Origin of the sequence: Paenibacillus sp. MSJ-34 (assembly GCF_018918005.1) — a bacterium.
Lineage (GTDB): Bacteria > Bacillota > Bacilli > Paenibacillales > Paenibacillaceae > MSJ-34.
In genome coordinates this window covers 98,484-121,577 of sequence record NZ_JAHLPR010000005.1, presented here as the reverse complement: position 1 = coordinate 121,577, position 23,094 = coordinate 98,484, and the positions used below count along the sequence as shown (strand labels likewise).

24 protein-coding genes are annotated in these 23,094 nt (G+C 52.5%); 10 read left to right on the top strand and 14 right to left on the bottom strand.

Annotated features, from left to right (window positions below):
• Nucleotides 1-16: 16 nt before the first annotated feature.
• The 6 genes from KQI79_RS03935 to pdaA form a co-directional block, all read right to left on the bottom strand.
• The gene (locus KQI79_RS03935; RefSeq protein WP_216536918.1) at nt 17-964 is read right to left on the bottom strand and encodes an ABC transporter ATP-binding protein; all 948 of its coding nucleotides are present in this window, start codon (nt 962-964) and stop codon (nt 17-19) included.
• A 13-nt stretch (nt 965-977) separates the two neighbouring features.
• Nucleotides 978-1,370, bottom strand: a complete 393-nt coding sequence (locus KQI79_RS03930; protein WP_216536917.1) for a hypothetical protein — start codon at nt 1,368-1,370, stop codon at nt 978-980.
• 61 nt (nt 1,371-1,431) lie between these two features.
• Entirely contained in the window at nt 1,432-2,205 is a 774-nt protein-coding gene (locus KQI79_RS03925) for an ABC transporter permease (RefSeq protein ID WP_216536916.1), read from the bottom strand.
• On the bottom strand, nt 2,202-2,915 hold the full coding sequence (locus KQI79_RS03920) for an ABC transporter ATP-binding protein (RefSeq protein ID WP_216536915.1): 714 nt from the start codon (nt 2,913-2,915) through the stop codon (nt 2,202-2,204). The genes KQI79_RS03925 and KQI79_RS03920 overlap by 4 nt, the downstream gene beginning before the upstream one ends.
• Nucleotides 2,912-3,319 carry a GntR family transcriptional regulator gene (locus KQI79_RS03915; protein WP_216536914.1) on the bottom strand — a complete coding sequence of 136 codons (408 nt, stop codon included), beginning with the start codon at nt 3,317-3,319 and terminating at the stop codon, nt 2,912-2,914. The genes KQI79_RS03920 and KQI79_RS03915 overlap by 4 nt, the downstream gene beginning before the upstream one ends.
• Nucleotides 3,320-3,469: 150 nt before the next feature.
• Nucleotides 3,470-4,219, bottom strand: coding sequence for a delta-lactam-biosynthetic de-N-acetylase (gene pdaA / locus KQI79_RS03910; protein WP_230192168.1), 750 nt, complete (start codon nt 4,217-4,219; stop codon nt 3,470-3,472).
• 236 nt (nt 4,220-4,455) lie between these two features.
• Between pdaA and KQI79_RS03905 the strand changes: the two genes are divergently transcribed.
• The 7 genes from KQI79_RS03905 to KQI79_RS03875 all read left to right on the top strand — a co-directional run bounded on the left by KQI79_RS03905 (nt 4,456) and on the right by KQI79_RS03875 (nt 14,115).
• Nucleotides 4,456-5,751 (top strand): ABC transporter substrate-binding protein, encoded by a 1,296-nt coding sequence (locus KQI79_RS03905; RefSeq protein WP_216536913.1) that lies wholly within the window; start codon nt 4,456-4,458, stop codon nt 5,749-5,751.
• A gap of 88 nt (nt 5,752-5,839) precedes the next feature.
• The gene (locus KQI79_RS03900; RefSeq protein WP_253297937.1) at nt 5,840-6,736 is read left to right on the top strand and encodes a carbohydrate ABC transporter permease; all 897 of its coding nucleotides are present in this window, start codon (nt 5,840-5,842) and stop codon (nt 6,734-6,736) included.
• Nucleotides 6,736-7,569, top strand: coding sequence for a carbohydrate ABC transporter permease (locus KQI79_RS03895; RefSeq protein ID WP_216536911.1), 834 nt, complete (start codon nt 6,736-6,738; stop codon nt 7,567-7,569). The genes KQI79_RS03900 and KQI79_RS03895 overlap by 1 nt, the downstream gene beginning before the upstream one ends.
• A gap of 9 nt (nt 7,570-7,578) precedes the next feature.
• Nucleotides 7,579-9,321, top strand: coding sequence for a family 43 glycosylhydrolase (locus KQI79_RS03890; protein WP_216536910.1), 1,743 nt, complete (start codon nt 7,579-7,581; stop codon nt 9,319-9,321).
• A gap of 41 nt (nt 9,322-9,362) precedes the next feature.
• Nucleotides 9,363-10,670, top strand: coding sequence for an ABC transporter substrate-binding protein (locus tag KQI79_RS03885; RefSeq protein ID WP_216536909.1), 1,308 nt, complete (start codon nt 9,363-9,365; stop codon nt 10,668-10,670).
• A 10-nt stretch (nt 10,671-10,680) separates the two neighbouring features.
• Nucleotides 10,681-12,456, top strand: a complete 1,776-nt coding sequence (locus KQI79_RS03880) for a cache domain-containing sensor histidine kinase (RefSeq protein WP_216536908.1) — start codon at nt 10,681-10,683, stop codon at nt 12,454-12,456.
• A 36-nt stretch (nt 12,457-12,492) separates the two neighbouring features.
• On the top strand, nt 12,493-14,115 hold the full coding sequence (locus KQI79_RS03875) for a response regulator (protein ID WP_216536907.1): 1,623 nt from the start codon (nt 12,493-12,495) through the stop codon (nt 14,113-14,115).
• Between the two features lie 56 nt (nt 14,116-14,171).
• Here the strand turns inward: KQI79_RS03875 and KQI79_RS03870 are convergent, their stop codons facing one another.
• From KQI79_RS03870 to trxA, 8 genes are all read right to left on the bottom strand, one after another.
• Nucleotides 14,172-14,435: a hypothetical protein gene (locus tag KQI79_RS03870; RefSeq protein ID WP_216536906.1), complete on the bottom strand. Its 264-nt coding sequence runs from the start codon at nt 14,433-14,435 to the stop codon at nt 14,172-14,174.
• Nucleotides 14,436-14,538: 103 nt separating this feature from the next.
• On the bottom strand, nt 14,539-15,234 hold the full coding sequence (locus KQI79_RS03865) for an ABC transporter permease (protein ID WP_230192152.1): 696 nt from the start codon (nt 15,232-15,234) through the stop codon (nt 14,539-14,541).
• Nucleotides 15,227-16,150 carry an ABC transporter ATP-binding protein gene (locus KQI79_RS03860; RefSeq protein WP_216536905.1) on the bottom strand — a complete coding sequence of 308 codons (924 nt, stop codon included), beginning with the start codon at nt 16,148-16,150 and terminating at the stop codon, nt 15,227-15,229. Before KQI79_RS03860 ends, KQI79_RS03865 begins: the two co-directional genes overlap by 8 nt.
• 177 nt (nt 16,151-16,327) lie before the next feature.
• A complete protein-coding gene (locus tag KQI79_RS03855) occupies nt 16,328-17,191 on the bottom strand; it encodes an alpha/beta fold hydrolase (protein ID WP_216536904.1) in 864 nt (287 codons plus the stop codon).
• Nucleotides 17,192-17,223: 32 nt separating this feature from the next.
• Nucleotides 17,224-18,159, bottom strand: coding sequence for a sensor histidine kinase (locus KQI79_RS03850; RefSeq protein ID WP_216536903.1), 936 nt, complete (start codon nt 18,157-18,159; stop codon nt 17,224-17,226).
• A gap of 1 nt (nt 18,160) precedes the next feature.
• Nucleotides 18,161-18,862, bottom strand: coding sequence for a response regulator transcription factor (locus KQI79_RS03845; protein ID WP_216536902.1), 702 nt, complete (start codon nt 18,860-18,862; stop codon nt 18,161-18,163).
• 230 nt (nt 18,863-19,092) lie between these two features.
• On the bottom strand, nt 19,093-20,037 hold the full coding sequence (gene trxB, locus KQI79_RS03840) for a thioredoxin-disulfide reductase (protein ID WP_216536901.1): 945 nt from the start codon (nt 20,035-20,037) through the stop codon (nt 19,093-19,095).
• 63 nt (nt 20,038-20,100) lie between these two features.
• Nucleotides 20,101-20,421 carry a thioredoxin gene (trxA, locus tag KQI79_RS03835; protein WP_216536900.1) on the bottom strand — a complete coding sequence of 107 codons (321 nt, stop codon included), beginning with the start codon at nt 20,419-20,421 and terminating at the stop codon, nt 20,101-20,103.
• Nucleotides 20,422-20,662: 241 nt separating this feature from the next.
• Between trxA and KQI79_RS03830 the strand changes: the two genes are divergently transcribed.
• The 3 genes from KQI79_RS03830 (at nt 20,663) to KQI79_RS03820 (ending at nt 23,084) form a co-directional block, all read left to right on the top strand.
• Nucleotides 20,663-21,340 (top strand): GntR family transcriptional regulator, encoded by a 678-nt coding sequence (locus tag KQI79_RS03830; RefSeq protein ID WP_216536899.1) that lies wholly within the window; start codon nt 20,663-20,665, stop codon nt 21,338-21,340.
• Nucleotides 21,341-21,396: 56 nt separating this feature from the next.
• On the top strand, nt 21,397-21,975 hold the full coding sequence (locus tag KQI79_RS03825; RefSeq protein ID WP_216536898.1) for a DUF7010 family protein: 579 nt from the start codon (nt 21,397-21,399) through the stop codon (nt 21,973-21,975).
• A 194-nt stretch (nt 21,976-22,169) separates the two neighbouring features.
• On the top strand, nt 22,170-23,084 hold the full coding sequence (locus tag KQI79_RS03820; protein ID WP_216536897.1) for a hypothetical protein: 915 nt from the start codon (nt 22,170-22,172) through the stop codon (nt 23,082-23,084).
• Nucleotides 23,085-23,094: the final 10 nt, after the last annotated feature.

Genomic DNA, 23,094 nt, shown 5'->3' with positions numbered 1-23,094 from the left:
CTCTATTCTCCTTCCCCTAGTCTCTCAATGCGGTTCCAGTGACGCGCAGAAAGACGCTTTCCAGCGACGGCCTAACCACTTCCAATTGCTTGACATCCCATCGTTGCTGCGACGCTTGCCCCAATAGCCGCTGCATAACCGTACCGACCCGCTCGGTTTCCAGAACCCATCCCGAGCCTTCCTTGTGCGCATGGAACACATCCGGATCGTGCGGCGGCTCGCTCAAGCCGGCCGCTTCCAAATAAATCGCCTTGCGGCCGTAGCGTTCGAGCAATTCGCCCAGCGGACCGATCGCTTTCACCGAACCTTGGTCCATAATCGCCACTTCGTCGCACAGCGCTTCCACTTCTTCCATATAGTGCGTCGAGTAAATGATCGTAACGCCTTCCCGGTTCAACTCCCGGATCAAATCGAAAATATGATTGCGCGACTGCGGATCGATGCCCACGGTCGGCTCGTCGAGAATGAGCAGCTTCGGCCGGTGCAGCAATGCCGCGGCGATGTTGATGCGCCTTTTCATCCCGCCGGAGAAAGTCTGCACCTCCTGCTTGGCCCGTTCCGACAACCCTGTTCTCTCCAGCACATCGTAAATGCGCCGTTTCAATTCATTGCCGCGAATGCCGTATGTTTGCCCGAAAAATTCGAGATTGTCGTAAGCGCTCAGCTTCTCGTACAGCGTAATCTCTTGCGGCACGTAACCGATGTAACGGGAGACCGCATCGGGGTTCTCCGTCATTTCGCGTCCGAACAATCGGGCAGACCCGCCGTCCGCTTTCACGATTCCCGTCAATATTTTCATTGTAGTCGATTTCCCGGCCCCGTTCGGTCCGAGAAAACCGAAGGAAGTTCCCGCCTTGAGCGAGAAGGTTACGTCTTGAAGCGCTTGTTTCTTGGCATACGATTTGCGCAAGTTCGAAACTTCCAAAATCGTTTCCGCGGCCGATTGAATCGTTGCCTGTGTCATGATCTTTCCCCCTTCATACTCCATTTCTTTTCCACAAATAAAACGAATAACAACCGAAATAAGATATAAATAGGCCAAGTATAAAGAAAGCTAGCACAATTCCGTAATCTTGACCGGATACCTCGTTGCTAATCAGCTCTCTTACGCCGTATCGAATCACCGCATAGATCGCAATAAAGAGCAGTAAAAGCCCGTATTTTTGCCATTTGTTCCGATCCGCCATTTCCTTTCTTTTGACCCTGACATAATAGCGAAAATAACCGACAAGCAATCCGATGACGAAAATCAGCATAAAGAAATAAAATAAAGGCTGGCGGTCGGCCAAAGCTTTGACCGTTGTCGCGAGAAACACGATGCAGAGAATGGAAAATACGAGACCATAATAATAGATCGACCTGTTTCTCAAGGTACCCGCCTCCTTCCGGATGATCAAATCGGTGATCCTTCCCGCCCGCAAAACCGGACCCTTAAGATAATTTACGGTCCAGAATATAGGCGCACAACCGAACGAGCAAGTATGCGGCCAACCAACTGAGCGCCATGCAAGCCGGTACGATCCATGAGAACGGGAACCAAATCGCCTTCCCCTCCGACAATAATAAGTTGTCCGCATCGGACCATCCGAAGCCGGGTGCCCAGTAGATAAAGCTCATTCCGCTCATAATGACGACCCAAAGAAGCGGAGTCAGCGGACGAAGGGAGCTATACTGCGAAAGGCATGTTACCATTCCAAGCGCGATAATAAGCGGGCTAAATCCGGCAGGAAGAATGAGCCAATTGATTCCCGCCACCATGAAACCGCCTACTTCGGCAAGCGTATGATGTCCGAGCGTCACCGCGATAAACAAGGCATATACCGATAGGATCGCATAGGCGGCAACAAGGATCGCGATCGTCCGCAGCCATGCGCCGAACCATTTGGCTCCCGCGAGGCTAAGGCGCGAGTACGGCAAAGTCAGCCACCATCCGTGCGTCTCGTTCTCCCATTCCCTCTTCGCCGTTCCGAAACCGAAAAAAAACATCATATACGGGAAACCTGTCGTAACAAACCAAAGCCCTCCCAGCCGCAGTTCGTCCTGGAGGGCATAATAAACGGTTGCCCCGATGCCGATAGCGACCAACAGCAATAAATAAACGATCCACCACCACTTCGCGACCGACGGCCGCTGCTGCTTCCTCCGGCTTCCCTTCCATTTGAATTCATGGCGTACAAGCGCCCAAAACGTTCCGGTCGAATTCAATGTTTCCACTCCTTCTTATACAAAGTCCGAAAGACGTCATGCAACGATCCGTATTCCGCCCGCAAATCTTCCGTCTCCCCCGACCAAATGGCTCGACCTTGATTCATCATGACCGTATAGTCAAACAGCCCTTCGACTTCCCGAATATCATGCGTGCTGATCAATACCGTCTGATCGCGTTCTTCCAAATAATCGATCAAACCGGAAACGATGGCTTCCCGGGAAATAACGTCGATTCCCGCAAACGGTTCGTCCAGAATGACGAGCGGCACTTCGCGCGCCAAACAAAGAATAAGCATCACCCTGGCTTCCTGTCCGCGGCTCATCCCTCCGACTCTCATCTCGATTTCGATATCCATGAATCCCGCTAATTTCTGCGCCTGATCCATGCGGAAGCCGGGCAGGAACGATTGCCCCCATTCGAATGCCTGCAGAACGGTATGGTTGGGGTACCACCGGGCCCGGTCCGGCAAATAAGCGATGCCGCGGTTCGTTTGCCAGCCTGCGGGTTGCCCCAGCACTGCGAGTTTCCCTTGGTCCGGCTTGACGAGCCCGGTAAGCGTACGGAAAAATGTCGATTTCCCGCAACCGTTCGGGCCGAGGATGCCGGCGATTCTCCCGGTCGGAATGACGATATCCAATCCGTCGAGCGCCTTTTTGTTGCCGTAACGCTTTGTCACCTGTTCGGAAACAATGATGGGCTGCGTCATGATGGTGTTCCTCCCTTATCCGAATCATAGTTTTGCTCAATATATTTTTGAATGTCGGCCCAGGACAGCCCCAGACTCTTCATCTGATCCAGAAACGTATCGATATACCTTGCGGCAAGATCTTGCCGGAACGATTGGACGCGCTCGAGCGATGAGGTAACATACGTCCCCTGTCCCCGCCGCTTCTCCGTTAAGCCGTCCCGCTCCAATTCCTGATAGGCACGCATAACGGTGTTCGGATTCATCCGCAGTTGCTGCGCCAATTCCCGTACCGAAGGCATCTTCTCTCCCAATTCGATCTCCCCTTTTGCGATCGAGCTTCTCACTTGATCCAATATTTGTTCGTATAACGGTTGACTGAAGTCGATTCGGAATCGAAGCGAGCCAACCCGTTGTTCTTCCATGGCCGTTCCTCCTGTCTCACCGCATCGTCGACATCGGTGATTTAAGTGTATTATATCACTTAATACACTTAATGCAAGCAGGAAATTTGCTGAAAATAAGAACAACGCCCCCGGCTTCATGGCCAAGAGCGTTGTTATACGGCACAGCATTCAATAATGCTTCGTTTGAAGCTGGCTCAAACTTTTAAATTCATATCCCTGTTTCCGCGCGTCGTCAATCATTTGGCCCAAAGCCTCGGCATTATCCTTGGAGACGGAATGGAGCAGAATGACCGCGCCCGGATGAAGCTGCGCCATGACACGGTCATACGCATAACGCCAGCCTCTTTGATCCTGGGTATCCCAATCTTTGTAGGCGATCGACCAGAACACGTTAGTATAACCTTGTTCCCGGCTCACCTTGAGCGTCCTTTCGCTAAAAATTCCTCTGGGCGGGCGCAGGAAAGGCATCTCTTGCTGGCCGGTGACGCTCGCAACCGCTTGTTTGACGCGGGCCAGTTCCTCGGCGATTCGCTCGTCCGACACCTGCGTCATGTCCGGATGGCTCCAGGAATGATTGCCGATCAAATGGCCTTCCGCGGTCATCCGCTTCAATAGATCGGGCTGATCCTTCACGTAATGCCCGGTTACGAAAAAAATCGCCGGTGCCTTCTTCGCTTTCAGCACATCCAAAATGTTGGCCGTATACCCGTTTTCATAACCGTTATCGAACGTGAGATACAATTCTTTCTGCGACGTATCCCCGAGAAAAATCGCTTGATGCTTTTGCAATATATCCTTGAATCCTTCCTCGTTGATCGAAGCCGGACTGCCGTTGCCGCCTCTCTTAAAACCGAAGTGGTAAGCTCCGTCCGCCCGGGCGGCAGCCGTCCCTTGCAGCGATATGAGCAACCCGCATATGGCGGCGAACGCAATCCATGCCAGTTTCCGTTTTCTCACCGTTTCACTCCTATTCCATCATTGGTTATTGTTATCATTAGCGAAATGTTCGAGTTATATCCCTTGCGCTTCAACCCAAAAATATGTCCATCGATTCCAAAAAAGCGACATTTTGGAGAGCGGCGGATCCTTATATGATGAAGTCATGAAAGATCGAAGTTGAATCTTTCAACATCGAAATAGGGGGTAACGAGGTCATGAAGAAAGTGTACAAGAGTTTGTCGAGCATGCTGCTCATGCTCGCAGTCGTTGCGCTTGTCGCCGCGGGATGCGGCGGCAAAGATGCGGGCAGCGGGAACGGCTCGGCGCCGGATACAAACGCCGGTAGCGGAGGCGGAGGCGGAACGACGCAAATTTTGTTCTGGAGCCCGTTCTCCGGCTCCGACGGCCCGTTCATGAAAAAAATCGTAGATCAATACAACGCTTCGCAGGATCAGTATAAGGTCAATTTCGTCATTCAGCCGAACGGCGAATATTACAAGCAGTTGGATGTCGCTCTCAGTTCGTCCAAAGAGCGCCCGGATTTGATGATTATGCATGTCGATACGGTGCCGACTTACGTCAACAAGGGGCAATTGCAGCCTCTGGACGACATTGCGGCGTCGGCGGGCATCAATAAGGAAGATTATGTCGAGGCGCCGGTCGAATACGCCACCATCGACGGCAAATGGTACGAAATCCCGCTCGATATTCATCCGCTCGTCATGTATTACAATAAGGATCTGTTCGAGCAAGCGGGAATCCAAAACCCGCCGACAAACCGGGAGGAATTCGAATCCGCCGTGGAGAAACTGACCGATAAAGACAAGGGCGTATACGGATATGTGCTGCCGACCTTATGGCCGCAGCAGTTTATCTTCCCGACCCTCGTCTGGCAGAACGGCGGCGAGCTGTGGAACGGCAGCGACGTCGCTTACAATTCCCCGGAAGCCGTTGAAATGGTGCAATGGATGCGCAGCCTGGTCGATAAAGGATACTCGCCGGGCAATGTACAGCAGGACGGAGAGAATACGTTGTTCCTGCAAGGCAAAAACGCGATTCAGTTCAACGGCCCTTGGATGAAATCGCAATTCGACGAAGCAGGCCTGAACTACGGCGTTGCGCCGGTGCCGCAAATCGGCAAAGCGAAGCAGGCCGTATTCGCCGGTTCGCACGGTTTCGTCATTCCGAAAGATCTTGCCGATGAGAACAAAATTGCCGGCATCGGCGATTTTCTGAAATATGTCGCAACCAATTCGATGGATTGGGCGGCATCCGGCCAGGCGCTCGCCGCCAAACCGATGCTCGAAAGCGAAGAGTTCAAGCAGCTTGAAGTACAAAACAATATCGCATCCAGCTTCTCCTACGTCCAATTCGCGCCGAACGTGCTGAATTGGGGGACGATTTCCGAGCCGATCTGGGGCGAGCTGAACAATGCGCTGCTCGGCAAGAAAGACGCGCAGCAAGCGATGGACGACGCCGCGGCGAAATCGAGACAAGCGATGAAAAATTAAAGCAGCGCAAATGCAGGGCACGGTGGAAGACGGGAATCCGATGAGACGCTCCCGTCTTTCTCTCTACCTTCATAAGGAGGGATTCTCATTGAAAAGCACGCTGCAATCTCGCTTGACTTCTTCTTTATTCGTTCTGCCGTATTTGCTTTGTTTCGCGGCTTTCCTGCTCTTCCCGATCTTGTACGGCTTCTATATTAGTTTGCATCATTTCGAATTGTTATCCGTAACGCATCAGTTTGTCGGGTTCGAGCATTACTTGAAAATTTTCACCCCAGGCACGTATTTGAACAGCATTTTCTTCGACGGCCTATGGGCGACGGCGCAGTTCGTCCTCTATTCCGTTCCGCTGCTCATTATCGTCGGGCTGGGGCTGGCGCTGCTCGTCAACCGCCTTCCCGGCAAATTCCGCGGCTTGTTCCGCACGTTCTACTTTATGCCGTATGCCATCTCCGCTTCGGTCATGGCTGTCATATGGCTCATGATATTCGATACGAACGCAGGCTTTCTCAACAGCTTGCTCGGAAAAATGAACATTCCCCCGGTTCCGTGGCTGACCGACCAGCCTTGGGCTTGGGTTTCGCTCGTCTCCACAACGCTATGGTGGACGATCGGATTCAATATGATCATTTTCATTAACGCTTTGAACCAGGTTCCCGACGATTATTACGAAGCGGCTTCGATCGACGGCGCGAACGCCTGGCATAAATTCGCGCGGATTACGCTGCCTTCCATCCGGCCCGTCATGCTGTTCGTCATGGTCACTTCCACGATCGCTTCGTTCAACATTTATGCGCAGCCGTTTCTATTGACGCGGGGCGGACCCGGCGATTCGACCAAAGTGCTGCTGATCAACGTGCTCGATCAAGCGTTCATTCGGAAGGAAATGGGCTCCGCTTCCGCCATGGCCATTCTAATGGCGATATTAATTATGATCGTCTCGGTCGTTCAATACCGTCTCACCTATGCCCGGAAGGAGGATGCATAATGAGAAAAGCCAACACGTTTCTATGGGTACTGGCAGCGATCATCATCGCCGCCGCATTTCTTCTCCCGCTCGTTTGGATGCTGTCCACTTCCTTCAAAAACGATTTCGAAGCGCTGGCGGGGAAAATGAACTTCATTCCGAACAAACCGACGCTGCAAAATTACATCCTCGGATTGAACGGCGAGCTAATGAACGTGCCGATATTGCGCTGGATCGGCAACTCGTTGTTCGTCGGAATGGCGGGAACCGGAATCGTGCTGTTGTTCGATTCGATGGCGGCTTTCGCCTTGGCGCGGCTTACCGACCTCCCGTTCCGCAAGACGCTGTTCTCCATATTCGTCGCCTCGCTCATGATTCCGGGCGTATTGACTTTCTTGCCGATGTATATGGAGTTTAACGCATTGGGATTGATCAATACGTACTCCGCTTTAATTTTGCCATATTCGGCCGGCGCATTCGGGGTGTTTCTGTTGTATCAATTTTTCATCTCGTTTCCGAAGGAGATCGAGGAAGCCGCCAGAATCGACGGGGCGAATAAATGGCAGATTTACGCGCGGATTTTGCTGCCGTCGTCCGTCTCGATTATGGTCACGCTATGCATCTTTACCTTTATGGGCGTGTATAACGATTTCGTCTGGCCGTTATATGCCACAACATCTCCGGAAATGCGCACGATTACGGCGGGCATCGCCATGATGGCCCAGGGCAGCTACACGCAATCTTACGGCAAGTTGATGGCCATGACGACGATCGCCACGCTTCCCGTCCTGATCGTCTTCATCTTCGGACAGCGCTCGTTCGTCAAAGCGATTACGCAATCGGGCATCAAGTAAGGGGGAACTATGAAAGCGAAAAGAACCGGCATCTTGCTTGTCGCGGCGGTATGCGCCGCCGCTCTGCTTCTATGGGGGGGATGGTCATTGGCAACAAACGGCATCGGAGACAAAACGGCAAACGCGCCGTACAACGGGCACGGCGGCACATTCAAAAATACGCTGGCGGAAATCGATACGCCGGATCCCAGCATTGTCTACGCGAACGGATACTATTATATGACGTTTACGCATAACGGAGCGGATATTATGGTCATGAAATCGCGGACCCTCGATTTTCGCCAAGCGGAGCGGAAAGTCGTCTGGTATCCGCCGCCGGATACGATGTACTCGTCCGGCATTTGGGCGCCTGAAATTCAACATTTGCAAGGCAGATGGTATATTTATTTCGCCGCGGACGACGGGGCGAACGAGAATCATCGCATGTACGCGCTGGAAGCCGATACAGAGGATCCCATGGGCGACTATACGTTCAAAGGCCAAGTAACCGACGAAACGAACCGCTGGGCGATCGACGGGCTGGCGGTGGAGCATGAGAATAAGCTGTACTTCGTCTGGTCCGGCTGGGAAGGCGATGTCAACATCCGGCAGAATACGTATATCGCCCCGATGAGCGATCCGCTCACCATTAGCGGGCCGAGAGTATTGTTGTCCGAGCCCGATCTGGAATGGGAACAAGCCGGGGGACCGCCGTTCATCAACGAAGGGCAAGCGATCCTGAAAAAAGACGGCAGGCTGTTTATCGTCTATTCCGGGGCCGGAAGCTGGACCCCGTTCTACAGCCTCGGCATGCTCGCGCTTGCGCCGGGCGGAGATCCGCTCGATCCGTCCGCCTGGACGAAATCGGCGCAGCCGTTGCTGCAAATGGACGAAGAGGCGGAAGTATACGGCCCGGGACATAATACGTTCGTCGCGTCCCCGGACGGCACGGAGCATTGGATCGTATACCATGCCACGAGCGGTTATACGGACGGTTGGAACAACCGCAAAGCGCGCGCGCAGAAGATCGAATGGAACGAAGACGGTACGCCGCATTTCGGCAAGCCGTTATCGCTCGATACGGCGATTCCGAATCCTGCGGGCTCGGGCGTGTTCCGGGCGGAACATGCGAACGCCGCTTCCGGCAAGCTTGAATTCGATCTCATTCCGTCAAGCGTCGAGACCGAAGCGCCTCTGCTCATCCATTACCGGAATCCAGCCGGGGCTTCGCGCTCGCTCGACATATGGGTAAACGGCGATCAAGCAGGCACGGCCGCGCTGCCGGCGACCGAAGCGGATGCGCCCGGTTATGCGTATGCTTTCGTGCCTTTGCAGTCCGGCCACAATAACATCGGATTCCCGCTTGCGGATGACGGCTTGCAGGTGGAAGCCGTTGAAATTCCCCGGTACGAGGCGGAGTCCGCGCAAGCCGAATCTATGGCGGCGACGGCAGACCATCCGCACGCCTCCGGCTCCGGCATCGCGCAAATCGAGGGCGGTAAAGGGACGGCGCTTCGTTTCGCCCAAGTCAACGTGCCTGTACCCGGAACATACCGGCTGGGGCTTGCCGTATCGAATCCGTCCGGAAGCGATGCCGCGCTCGATATCAAGGTGGACGGCGGGAAGAAGCGATCGCTCGCCATCCCAGCAACGGAACGCAATCAATACATCGTTGCGGCCGTCGAAATGAAGTTGAAGTCCGGGACGAATGTCATTACACTTGAAAATGCAACGGGTCGTCTGAACCTTGATTATATCGATATTACGCGATGATTCGTTCGGGCGATCGACGAAAGCGATAGGGAGGCATCGGCATGAAGATTGTTGCGATTTTCTCGGGAAAGGCGGGCTTGCGGCTCGCCATCGTTCTCATTGCCGTCATCTTGTCCGGATGCGCCGATGAAGCGCCGCGCCCGAACGACGCAAGCCCCGGCAAAGAACCGCCGATCCGGCTTGAATATTGGACGCCGTTCAGCGGCGGGGACAACCAGTTTATGACCGAAATGGTCGAACGGTTTAACAAGGAACACGGCAGCATTCAAGTCGTTCAAGTGAACTCGCGGCTCGACGAATACTATTCCCGGTTACGCACCGCGATCCTATCCGGCAACGCCCCGGATGTCGCCATCATTCATACGACAATCTTGCCCCAATTCGTACAGAACAACTATATCGAAAATTTAACGGTACCCGCGCAGGAAGTCGGCCTGCGCTGGGACGAATTCAATGCGAACATTCTCGAATCCACCGTATACGACGGCATTCCGTACGCCGTGCCGCTGGATACGCACGCTCTCGTTATGTATTACAACAAGACGTGGCTGCAGGCGGCCGGCGTATTGGGCACCGATGAGAAACCGGTCATCCAGGCGGGGCCGGAAGGGTTCGTCGCTTTCCTGCAAGCGATCAAAGCTGCCGTACCGCCGGACGTCGCCCCGATGGCGCAGCCAAGCACCCGCATCGACTCGGTATGGCTGTGGTGGAGCTTGTACAACCAGATGGAAGGCGGAGGCGCGTTCTACGACGAGAATAGCACCAAGGCGGTGTTCGATAACCCCCAATCGCTGCAAGCGCTCGAATTGATTCACGACCTGTACCGTTCCGAGCTCATTCCGCCGGACATTAACGATGCCTTCAAAATGTTCTACGACGGCAAAGCGGCGGTCCTCATTACCGGAATGTGGGGCACCGGCGCATTCGAACATAATAAAGCGCTTCATTTCGGCGTCGTTCCCATGCCGGTATTGTACGATCGTCCTGCGGTATGGGGGGATTCGCATACGCTGGCCATCCCTACCAAGCATGGAATGTCCGATGCCAAACGGAAGGCGGTTGCGACATTCGCCCAATGGATCGTCGAGCATGGCGAGATGTGGGCGGAGGCGGGGCATGTCCCAAGCGCGACGAAGGTGCTCGGGAGCGATGCGTTTCAAGGCTTGAAATACCGAAGCGATTATGCGGCAACCGCCAACTATGTCGCTTATTGGCCGCGCCATGTGAAGCAATGGACCGTTGTCGAATGGCTCATTAAGGAGTTCGAGAAGATGAACTACGGACGGCAAACGCCCGAGGAAACGCTGCGCGCGGCGGCCAAGCGGGTCAATAGCGAATTAGCCAAATAAGGAGACAAGCATGAGAATCGTTCGAACCGCCTTGCAACGGTTTAAAAATCAGGAACTGGCACGAAAGCTGATCTGGATCAACTTCATTCTCATCGTCATTCCGTTCGGCATTATCGCGATGTTCGCTTTCTCCAGCTTTACGAAAACGATGGAAAAGAACGTCGGGGATTACCAGCTTCAAACGTTAAAGCAGGCGACGTTAAATATCGATACCTATATGAATGAATTGAACCGCCTCTCCATCATGCCTTATCAATATCAAGAAATTCTCGACTATTTGGAAGCCCCCCGGGAACAAGGGCAGCCGCTCACCTTGGAAGAGATCGACCAATTGAACGGATTCGTCTCCAAAGTGTTCCTCAACGGAAGAGTCGATATTATGGGCGTTTCATTGTATGGCGAGAACGGCGCCTCCTATGTGGTGCTGCCGGAAAGCCAGTACGTGACGACCTATAAGCTCGACGACAACGCGGATTGGTTGAAGAAAGCCCAGGGCCAATTCGGGCAACCGGCGTTCATTACGACCCATGAGGTGAAATCGACCGGCGGCACGGCCTATCAGGTGTTCTCGATCGCCCGCGAGCTGCGCAGCTTCGATACCGGCAAGACGCTTGGCTACATCGTCATCGATATCGATCCGAAGCTGATTATGCAAATTTTATCCCAAGTCAGCCTGGGGAAGAGAGAGTCTCTCTACATTACGGACAAACTCGGTAATTTGGTCATCCGCAAAACCAATTCCGAGGTATGGTCGGGCCTGGGCGCGCTCAGCGGCGAAGGGGTATCTCATCTGAGCGATCAAGGCGAGCGTCTGCTCGCCGCCTATGTGACGTCGCCGGTCACGAACTGGACGACGGTAGGCGTCGTGCCGGTGGACGAGCTGATGAAGGACAGCGTCGTCGTCCGCAATTCGATTCTATTGATCGGAACGATTTGCATCGGGCTTGCGCTGCTGCTCTCGGTCTTTCTCGCTTACCGCATCACGATGCCGCTGCGCAAGCTGCGAAGATTAATGCGCAAGGTGGAGCGCGGCGATCTTCTCGTTTCGTTCCCGGTAACGCAATGGGATGAGGTCGGGCATCTGGGCAATGCCTTCAATATGATGGTTTCGAAGCTGAGCGAGCTCGGATATTTGTTGTATGAGACGGAAATCCGCGAGAAGGACGCGCAAATTGCGGCATTGCAAAGCAAGATTAACCCGCATTTTCTCTACAATACGCTCGGCTCCATCAGCATGTATGCGGAAGTGGAAGGCAACCGCGAGATCGTGACGATGGCGAATAATTTAAGCCGCTTGCTGCGGTACAGCCTGAGCGACCGGAAAGAGAAAGTAACGCTGCGGGAAGAATTCGAGCATGTAAAAGGATATATGACGATTCAAAAAATGCGGTATGAAGATCGAATCCATTTTGACATGCAGGCGGACGAAGCCGTTCTTCGCTGCAAAGTTATTCCGCTCATGATTCAACCGATCGTGGAAAATGCGATTAATCACGGCTTGGACAAAGGCGTCGGGAACGGCTGCATTCGGCTGTCGAGCCGGCAAGACGGCGGCACGCTGTACATCGTCGTCGAAGACGACGGCATCGGCATGACGAACGAACAGCTGGAAGAAGTGCGGCGGCGCTTGCGCGAAACGAAAGATGTGGGAGGCACGACGGGAAACGGATTGTTAAACGTGCATCGCCGAATCGTGCTTCATTTCGGCTGCGGTTACGGAGTCGCCTTGGAGAGCATGCCTTTTCAGGGTGTGAAGGTCACGTTATCGCTGCCGGTCAACCTGTGACCCCGGTTCGGCCGCAGACGTGGAGGAGGTTTCTGCATGCCTAAAATTTTGATTGTAGACGACGAGACGATTTTCCGCAAAGGGTTGCGTTCGATGATTTCCGCCATGGATCAAGATTGGGAAGTGGTCGGGGAAGCGCGGGACGGGTACGAAGCGCTCGACATGCTGCAGACGCTGCAGCCCGAAGTGCTCTTGACCGATATCCGCATGCCCCGAATGGACGGAATTCAGCTGCAGCAAGTTGCCCGGGAACGTTTTCCGGATCTGCTATGCGTCGTCATCAGCGGTTACGACGACTTCACCTATGTGCGGCAATCGCTCCGGCAAGGCGCCAAAGATTACGTCATGAAGCCGATCGAACGCGACGAGTTGGCACGCGTGCTCGGCGAGATGAAGCGGAAACTTGCGAACAAGGCGCAGCGGGATTCGAAAGCCATCGCGCCGAAAGAAGATTACTTGATCCGGCAGCATGTGAGCGAGCATCTGATCGCCGGCTTTTTGCGGGGGAGCATGCATGAGAGCGAATTGCAACTGTTGCAAAAAATCGGCGTCGATTTTACGCATCCCTACTATATGTGCATCGTGATTAAAATGGATAAAAGTTCTGTCGATCGAGACCGGTTCAAGCGGGCCGATCCTTCGTTATTTCATCTGTATATTCAGCAATTTGCCCAGGAAATTTTGAACAGGCGCGCGAAAGCGTTCTGCTTCGTCATGTCGGATACCGATGTGGTGGGGCTGCTGAATTTGCCCCATCCTTCCGCAATGGATCATATCGCTGAAGCGGCGGAAACGATTCGAAAACAGATCAAATCGTTGTCCAATCTGACCGTGACGATCGGGATGGGACAACCCGCGGAGGGGATTCGGCAAATCCCGCGAACGTACAATGAAGCGGAGATCGCCTTGTTATACCGATTGATCGTCGGAGGAGATAAAGTGCTCGACTATGCGCAAACGGCGGCCGGCCGGGCGGTTCAAACCGGCATGAAAAAATGGTCATGGGAGGCGCTGGAACAATCGATCAACGAAGGACGGCCGGAGGAAACGAGCAGGCGCGTCGAAACGGTCATCACCGACCTGTGCCGGCAGGCGAAAAATCCGGAAGCGGTGCATCAGCAAGTATGCAAATTATTGATTCATTATTATGAGCTCGCGCTGGAGCTTGGCATTTCCAAACGTTGGCTGGGCGAGAAAGACATCCGCTCCGTTCTGGTTGACGTATGTTCCTTATCGGCTCGGGACGAATTGATTGAAGCGTGCCGGACCCTGTTAACTCGATTGACGGAATGCATCGGGGGCGGAACCGCCCCGTTCGAGTCCGGTCCGATCGATAAGTCGCTGCGCTTTATCGAGCGGCATTTCGACCAGCCCGTCACGCTCAAGGAAGTCGCCGACGCCGTTTATTTGAACCCCGCCTACTTCAGCACGTTGTTCAAGCAACGTACCGGCAAATCGTTTATCGAAAAACTGACGGAAATTCGCGTGGAAGCGGCGAAAAAGCGGCTCGCCTTCACCGGCGACAAAATCGCCGTGATCGCCGAAAAAACCGGATTTGCGAATATCCGCCACTTCAACCGCGTATTCAAGAAGGAAACGGGCGTAACGCCCAAGGATTTCCGCGATCGGATCCGCAGCAGCCATGAACCGGAACGTTAAGGGCAATAAGAACCCCGCTTCACGCGCGCGAAGCGGGGTTCCTTTCGATTAGATCGTTACTGGTTGCCCTGGTTGGCCTGATTGCGCTGGTTACCCTGTTTGCGCTGGCTGCGCCGTTTGCGCCGGAACACAAAAACTCCGCCGCTTTGGAAAACAATCACAAAACCGTTTTCCAGCAGGCATCTGCGAGCCGGGGCGAAACGCCGCCCAACTACCAGGAATCCTTGGCATGGCGCGGAGCTGCCGATCACGCATACCCCGCTGATTCTCCGTACTCCTGCCTGATCCCGTCTCGTTCGAATCGTTACGATATCCGCCAATTCTTTCAACTCCTTTTTACTAAGATAGTATTAGAAAATGCTAGAGTTGAAAGAATGGCTTCATTCAAACGCACAAAACGACAAAAATATACGGAGGCGTGATCTACACCACATCGGCATGCTCGATCTTTCTGATCGACAGAAACGCGAGGAATACGCCGACCCCCGCCAACAGAACAGCTACCGAAATGAATGAGGTAAAGACGGAAAAGCCGTTCGTATCTTGGCAGACGACGATTGCAAGCAAGAAGGAAGATACGATCGTCGTCGCGGACGAATATTTTCTCATTCCGAAATAGAGAGGGATCAAAGCGATCATGCTGCTCAATGCGGCGTCGATCGGGATCCATACCGCCTTCTGCGCGATCAACGATGCCGTTAGCTTTGCCGGAACGACATCGGCAAAAGAATCGAAGATATAGAAGGCGGCGTACAGCAATACATTTGAGACGATCATGCATATAAAGGTAAACAGGACAACAATAATCAGCTTGGAGAGCATCAATTTGATCCGGTTGATCGGATACATGAACAATACCGTTATCAATTTGTTATTGAACTCGCCTATGACTATGCGAGCCATAAGTACCGATGCGAAAACGAGAAACGTCGCTCTGACGATCGTATCGATGAGCAAGAAAGCCGTCGCGTAATCCGTAAATATGGCCTCGCCCTCGAATTTCTCCACAAAGGAGATAAGACATAAAAAGCCGAAAATGATTAGATTGGCAATCAAGGCCGAGCGGATGTAAACGCCAAGCTTATACTTGCGCATTTCCAATCTCATTAGCTTAAGCACTCATTTCACCCCCATTCAACAATTGCAAGAAGTAATCCTCCAACGAGCTGTTTTGCTTCCGGATCGATTCAATAGCGATATCGTGCATAACGAGCGACTTCGTTAGCTCGCTTTGGTTCAATCCCCCGTCGTACACCCGGATGAAGCGGTTGTCGATCACGCGCAAGTTGGATATGTTCAGATGATGTTCCAGCACAAACGCCGCTTTGGCGCAATCGTCCGTCGTCAATTCGATATAATCGACGTTCCTTTCCTTAATCTGCTCCATGGACACTTCTTGTATCATTTTCCCGCCGTTAATGACACCGACAGTATCGGCAATCTGCTCGATTTCGCCTAGAATATGGCTGGAGATCAAAAGCGTAATTCCATATTCCCGCGACAATACCTTGAACAAATCGCGCAGTTCCTTAATGCCTACGGGATCGAGGCCGTTAATCGGTTCATCCAAAATCAACAATTCCGGTTTCGTTAAGACGGCTCTCGCTATGCCCAATCTTTGCTTCATGCCAAGCGAAAAGTCCTTGACCGCTTTTCCTTCGATTCCGTACAAATTGACCAGTTTCAGCGCTTCGCCAATCGCTTTCTTGTTGTGATAGCCCATATACTCGCAATGAATATCCAAATTTTCATAGGCTGTCAGTCTATCATAGAAAATCGGGTACTCGATGATTGAACCTATCCTCCCCAATACTCCGTACGAGGCGTCGGCCAATCGTTCGCCGAATATTTCTATCTCGCCGCCGGTCGGCTTCACCAAATTCGTGATCATGCGCATCATGGTCGTTTTTCCCGCCCCGTTCGGCCCTAAAAACCCGTAGATTTCTCCTTTTCTTACATTCATGCTGACATCCGACACGGCTTCCTTGCCTTGATATGTTTTCGTGACATGATGAGTCCGCAATATATAGGACATGTTTCTATCTCCTCTCTCTCTTCGCTGCTTCTTATGTTAAAAGATGAGATTATCTTTTTTCTTACCCGATTCTTACAAATTTCTTAAGCTCCCTAGCGTTAAAAAGCTTATAGAGACGAATCCCCTCGGTATTCACTCCATAAGCTTCTTCTATAACCCCCGGACCATAGGTCCGTCTTATTGATTCAGGAAGCGCAAGATACGCCCGTTGACGATTTCCGCTTGTTCCGCATTCAAGCAATGGCTGGCGCGAGGAACGATTTCCGTCTCCGCGGTTGGAATCAGTTTACGGACAAGTTTGGCCGCCTTGCGGGCATTGTAGATGACCTCTTCCTCTCCGACGAGGAACAGGGTCGGAACCGCCAATTGCTGCAACTGCTCTTGCGCAAACCGTTTCGGTATTACTTTAAGCAGCATGCGGCAATGAGTATACGCTTCCACGGCTTGGCCCATCGCAAGCTCGTCCAGCCGGTTGCCCTTCGCCAGAAACCAGTTCCATGCCCGTTCAATTCTCCGCGGGCTCGGCAGCAGCAAGGCCGGGTACACTTTGAACATAAACTGCAGCGGAATCGAATAGAACGCCCCGACCGGAGCGAGCAGAATGAGGCGATTCACTTTCCTGGGCGCATGCAGAGCAAAATTCAGCGCCAACCATCCCCCCATGGAATGTCCCAATACATTCGTCCTTCCCAATCTGAGCCCGTCGAGAACGTCGCTTAGCCAAAGGTTGCAATCCTCCGGGGATTGCAACGGTTTGGTCACAACGCTTTTCCCGAAGTCCCCCATCACATCGACGGCATAGGTGCGATATCGGCCGCTCAGATCGGCGATATTCTCTTTCCACATCGTAGAATTTGCGGTCATGCCATGCAACAGGAGCAAGGGGGGAGCTTCAGGCTTTCCGCATGCGATGACATGAGTCGTCCCGAAACGGGTCGAAATATCCAGCGTATCGTAGGGAACCGGCCAAACGGACAAAATTTTGCTGTAAGCGTCATGAAAACGCTGTTCTCCTTCAGGAGTTTTAAAAATTGTATACATGTAGTTGATCAACGGCTCCTTTTGGCTATAGGTTAATATGTCAATCTAGTGAAACGGATGGAGAACACCGTTTCCACATCGGGCTTGCTCTTCACATGAATCGTGCCTCCCAGTTTCTCCACCAACCGTTTCGTAATCGTCAGGCCGAGTCCGCTGCTCTCGTTGGACCGGTTTCTCGAATCCTCAAGCGTATACATACGCTCGAACACCCTGTCCTTATGCATCTCGCCGATGCCTCTTCCCTTGTCCCAAACGTCGATCGCGGCATAGGAATCGTCGAACCGCAACGTTAACCCGATCACGTTTCCGTCGCCGCCATACTTTACCGCATTGGAAATCAAATTGTCCAGTATGCGGTCCAGCGCTTCCTCGTTGCCTAATATATATACCGGTACATCCGGTATCCGAATCCGCACGTCCAAGCCTTTCCCCGATAAAATATCGTAAAACTGCAATATTTTCCTCCGGCATACCTCGCTCAGATCGATTCTGCCCAAGGGAAGATCCTTATCGCCGGATTCCAGCCTGGCCAAATCGAAAAACTTATGGATCAATCCCAATACTTCGATCGTTTTTTGATGCACTTTGGAAAGGAGTGCGTTTCTTTCCGCCGCATTCATAGTATGGTCAAGTTTTAACGTTTCCAAATAACCTTGTATGACGGTGAGCGGCGTCTTGAGATCATGTGAAATGTTCGATATCATCCGCTTCACCGACATTTCCGTTTTCAATCCATGAGCCGCATTGGCTCGGTTCGTTTCGAGCAAATCGTTGATGGCGACCAATAACGGGATCAGCTCTTTGTCGCCGGTAACGGCGAGCACCTTCTCGCTTGTACCGTCGGCAACAATCCGGCGAAGCTGTTCATGGACGCGCCGCAGGCTTGCGCTTCTGGTTCGGCCGGCGCGATACTGCGCCACAACGACGCACAGCAGAATAACGATTGCGATCGAAAGAAAGACGACCATATTAACCGCCTTCCCATTTATAGCCGATACCCCATAGCGTCTTAATGTATTTCGGGCTGGACGGCTCATCTTCGATTTTCTCGCGCAACCTTCTCATATGTACATTAATGACATTTTCATCGCCGTAATATTCATCGTTCCATACAAAACCGTAAATTTGCGCTTTCGTGAACACCCGGTTCGGGTTGGTGACGAATAATTTCAAGATATCGAATTCTTTCGAGGTTAATTTGAGTTCCTTATCGTTTTTGGCGACCGAGAAATTATCCAAATCGATCGTTAAACCGCCGACGGTCACGATCCGATCCGGTTTCGTCGGCAGCGCGTCGGCCGCGTATTTCGTCGCTCGCCTGATCGCGGCCTTAATCCTTGCGGAAATCTCGATCATGGAAAACGGCTTGGCGATGTAATCGTCGGCCCCGAAGCCCAGTCCGAGCGCCTTATCGATATCGCTGTCCTTGGCCGACATGATTAGAATCGGCACCGCGCTTGTCTCCCGGACGATCTTGACCAATTCGATCCCATCCAGTCTAGGCATCATAATATCGACCAGCAGCAAATCGAAACGTTCCTTCCGGAACGCTTCCATCCCTTCTTCGCCGTCGTATACCGCCGTGACGTCAAAGCCCTCTTTCGTTAAATATTGCCGCACCATGTCCACGATATCCCGGTCGTCTTCCACCAGTAAAATTTTATTATGCACCCTGTCTCAACCTTTCCACACTCCATCGCAGCAGCTTTGGCGTAACATAAATAAACCGCTCAATACTGACTTTATAAAAAACTTGTGCGGATAGCAACAAAATGTGCCTTAATTAGTAAAAAATGAACCCGTTCGCCTCCGCATCAGCAAACGGCCCCACGAGCAAAAGCCCGGTATCAGCCGTTGGAAAGGCTGTACCGGGCTTGGGGCACCGTTCTATGTCCATGTGATCAAGAATGAACCGCTTCTTGCAGCGGATTGGATTCAAGAAATCTCTCGCAATCGAGCGCGGCCATGCACCCGCTGCCGGCTGCCGTAATCGCCTGTCGGTATTGATGGTCTTGCACGTCTCCGCAAGCGAATACGCCGGGAATGTTCGTCTCGGTCGTGCCGGGACGTACGAGCAAGTAGCCGAGATCGTCGGTATCGAGCTGGCCGTTCAGGAAGCCGGTGTTCGGCGTATGCCCGATCGCGACGAAGATGCCGTCCGCTTCGATCACTTCCTCGGCGCCGGTCTCGTTGTTGCGCACTTTCAATCCTTGCACGCCGTTATCTCCGGAAACGACCTCGAGCGGCGTTCTGTTCAAGCTCCAAGCGATTTTCTCGTTCGCGCGCGCGCGATCCTGCATAATTTTCGAGGCGCGCAGTTCCTCGCGGCGATGCACCAGACGAACTTCCGTCGCGAAACGCGTCAAGAAATTCGCTTCCTCCATCGCGGAATCGCCGCCGCCGACAACGATAATTTTCTTCCCGCGGAAGAAGAAGCCGTCGCATGTCGCGCATGTGCTGACGCCGCGGCCCATGCTTTCCTTCTCGCCGGGAATCCCGAGCAGCTTGGCGGAAGCTCCGGTAGATATAATCAGCGTCTCCGCCGATAATTCACCGATGCCCTCCACTTGCAGTTTAAAAGGCCTTTGCGACGTATCGACTTCGTTGACCCAGCCCCTGCGGAATTCCGCGCCGAAGCGTTCCGCTTGCTTGCGCATATTGTCCATCAGTTCCGGTCCCATGACGCCTTCGGGGAAGCCGGGGAAGTTCTCCACCTCCGTCGTCGTCGTCAGTTGCCCTCCCGGCTCCGGCCCTTCGATCACGAGCGGGTTCAAGCCCGCCCGCGCCAAATAAATGGCCGCCGTCAATCCGCTCGGCCCGGTTCCGATTACGATCGATGTATACATTTCGTTTCCCTCCATCCGTTCATCTTTGCATTCCGAAGTTCCAGCCCCGTTGTTTCCGCTCCGTTAGTTGCTAGCGTGTTCTAATATTTTCGCTTGAATGGCGCGCGCCGGCGTTAATCCAACCATTTTGTCCACGGCTTGCCCGTCTTTAAACAGAATCATCGTAGGAATGCCCGTAATCCCGAAGCGGGACGCGATTTCAAACTCTTCGTCGACATTCACTTTCGCGAACGAGGCCGTTCCTTTCATTTCTTCCGACAGTTGCTCGACGATCGGCATTTGAACTTTGCAAGGACCGCACCAAGCCGCCCAGAAATCGACAAGCGTCACTCCGTTTTGAATTTGCTCTTGAAACGAATCTTTCGTTAATGCTGTAACAGACATGTTTCTTTCCTCCCTATTTTTGTTTATTGTACAATTACATAGTTGTTTGGTTAACTTGTTATTTATAATATTCCTTTTTGCCGGAATTGTCAACTCCATCTATCACGGTATTGCGGCATCTATGCAATATTTATGCTCCGTTTTGTCATCCTTCCTTCGTGCTCCTTGATTTTTCGCGGTTCATTGTTTAAGCTTAACATATCTGGATTACTAGTTAACTGAGAAGGTTGGGTGCCCTGCAATGGAACATTCAGACTTGCTATTTACAATCGATTCCCGCTCCCCCTTGCCGATCAATGTGCAAATGAAGGAGCAAATCAAATGGTTAATAGGGAAAGACTTGCTGAAACCGGGGGATACGCTGCCTTCCACCAATCAGCTCGCAGATCGGCTTTCCATTAATCGCAATACGATCCAATGGGTGTACTCTCAATTAAAAGAGGAAGGCCTCCTGACGATTCAGAAGGGACGGGGGACTCAGGTTGCCGATCAAGCCAAGATCGAGCAATTTAAACGAAACAATCCATATTTCGGGTTCGTGGAGAAAATGATTAAAGAGGCTTACGAGGCAGGGTATCCTACCGAGAATGTGCTGTTGTCCGGTTTCGCCTACATGCAGCTCTTCGGCCAACCGCTGAAGAAGAAGAAACGCTATCTATTCTTCGAATGCAAATCGAGTTCCTGCTTCTTCTACCTGGACGAAATTAAACGGACGACCGACGCGGACATTCAAACGATTGACATCTCGTCGCCCGAGGAAATGCTGCACGATGCGGTGCGCAACACGGACGTCATCGTCACAACTCTGGACCAAGCGGACTCGGTGAAACGCTTCGCCGAACCGGCGCACAAAACGGTCATTACCGTAGGCTCAGCCAATGATGTATCCCTGCTGTTCAATATGCTGCGCCCGCAATAACGCGTCAGATATAGTATAATAAGCGAAATATTCCATAGTTAATGGGGGCGTATAAGATGAACTCATATCAAAGCATGAATTTGGATCAGCTCAAGGACGAATTGATCCGAACGGCCAAAAAAGCGTATCCGCTTTTCATCATAGGCGCGTTATATTGGTTTGTGATGGGCTTGCTTGGACTCTTTCTGGAGCAGAAGCTGACGGCGCTTATCTCCGTGATCGGCATGGGAAGCATTTTCCCGCTGGGCACTTTGCTTGGAAAACTGTTGAAGGCCAATATCATGTCGTCGAATCCTCTCGGTGTCATCGGCGGTTTGATCGGCGGCATTCAACTCTTTTTCATTCCGATTTGGGTTGTCATTTATATCGAACATCCGGAATGGATTCCGATGTCGATCGGCATGATGAGCGGAGCCCATTTTCTGCCGTATGTATGGCTTTACAAAAGTAAAACCTATCTATTTCAAACAATCGCTACCGTCCTCGTCGCCTTCATCGGCGGGTACATCTTCATGGACCAAGCGTTTCTGGTTGTTCCGTTCGGCTTAACGCTCGTTTATCTCATCACCGTAATCGGTCTTGTTGCCGAAACCGGCTCTTATATCCGTTCCAATCCGGTGAATAAATCTGTTTAATCAATCTTTTTCCAAAGAGCTTCCGCGAAAATCGATATCCGCGGGATGCTCTTTTTTGTTTTTCGGCGAAAACATCGGTCGATTCCGATTTTATACTTTGTTTAGATTTCGTTTATAGGGGGTTTAGAGCCGCCGGGTATCATCAAATATGAAGCCGGAATCATCCGGCGAACAACCGATTGGAGGGAATCAATATGCAAAAAAAATGGTTAGTGATGGCGGCGGGCGTCGGAATAGGAGCGTTGCTGCTGGTTCAAAGCGGCTTGTCCGTGAAGGCGAGCGGTTCAGGTTACGAGGCTTATAAATCGGCGGTTAAGAACATGCACTCGATCGCCAGCGTTACCGCCGACGTTAGCGTATCGGTAGCGGACAACGGTACGAACGTATTGAATATCGAGTCGTCCGTCAAAGCAAGCCGCCAGCAAGAGGCCGCGAGCGCGGACGTGCGCGTGAATGCGGGAACAGAGGATATTGCAATCAGTACTTATCGCGAAAAGGACAAAACGATCGTAAAAACCGGCGATAGCGATCTATACCGCGTCATCGAAGACGACGGCAAAGAGCGGAAACATCGCGACCGCGGCGATAAGCCGTTTGCAGAAAGCGATATGGAACATGTGCTCGACGCCTTGATGGGGCAATTGCGGAATCAAGTCACGATGGAAGCCAGCAGGGACGGCGGCAAGCTGGTCTCGCTGCATCTGGACGGAAGCCAGATTCCCGCCGCGGTCAATGCGATCGGTGCGTTGATGTTGAAGCATGCAGGAGGCTCTCATCCCGGAGATTTCGGCCCTTGGCATAACCAACCGGAATCCGCGGAGGCATCGCCCGATTTCCGCGTCGATCTTCCCAAGCTGACAGACGCGATTCAAGTACAGTCCATACATTTGGATGCCGTAATCGATAAGGATAATTATATTGAGCGTCAAACCGCAACCGTCGTCGTTACAGGCAAGGACGCGGGAGGAGCGGAGCATGAGATCGCCGTCACGCTGAACGCCGGTTTATCGGCACTGAACCGGACCGTTCCGGACACGGTCGATTTGAACGGCAAGAACGTGGAAACGATCAAGCCCGAATTGGCGAAGCATTCCTGGCGCCGTTCGTAACATGGCATAA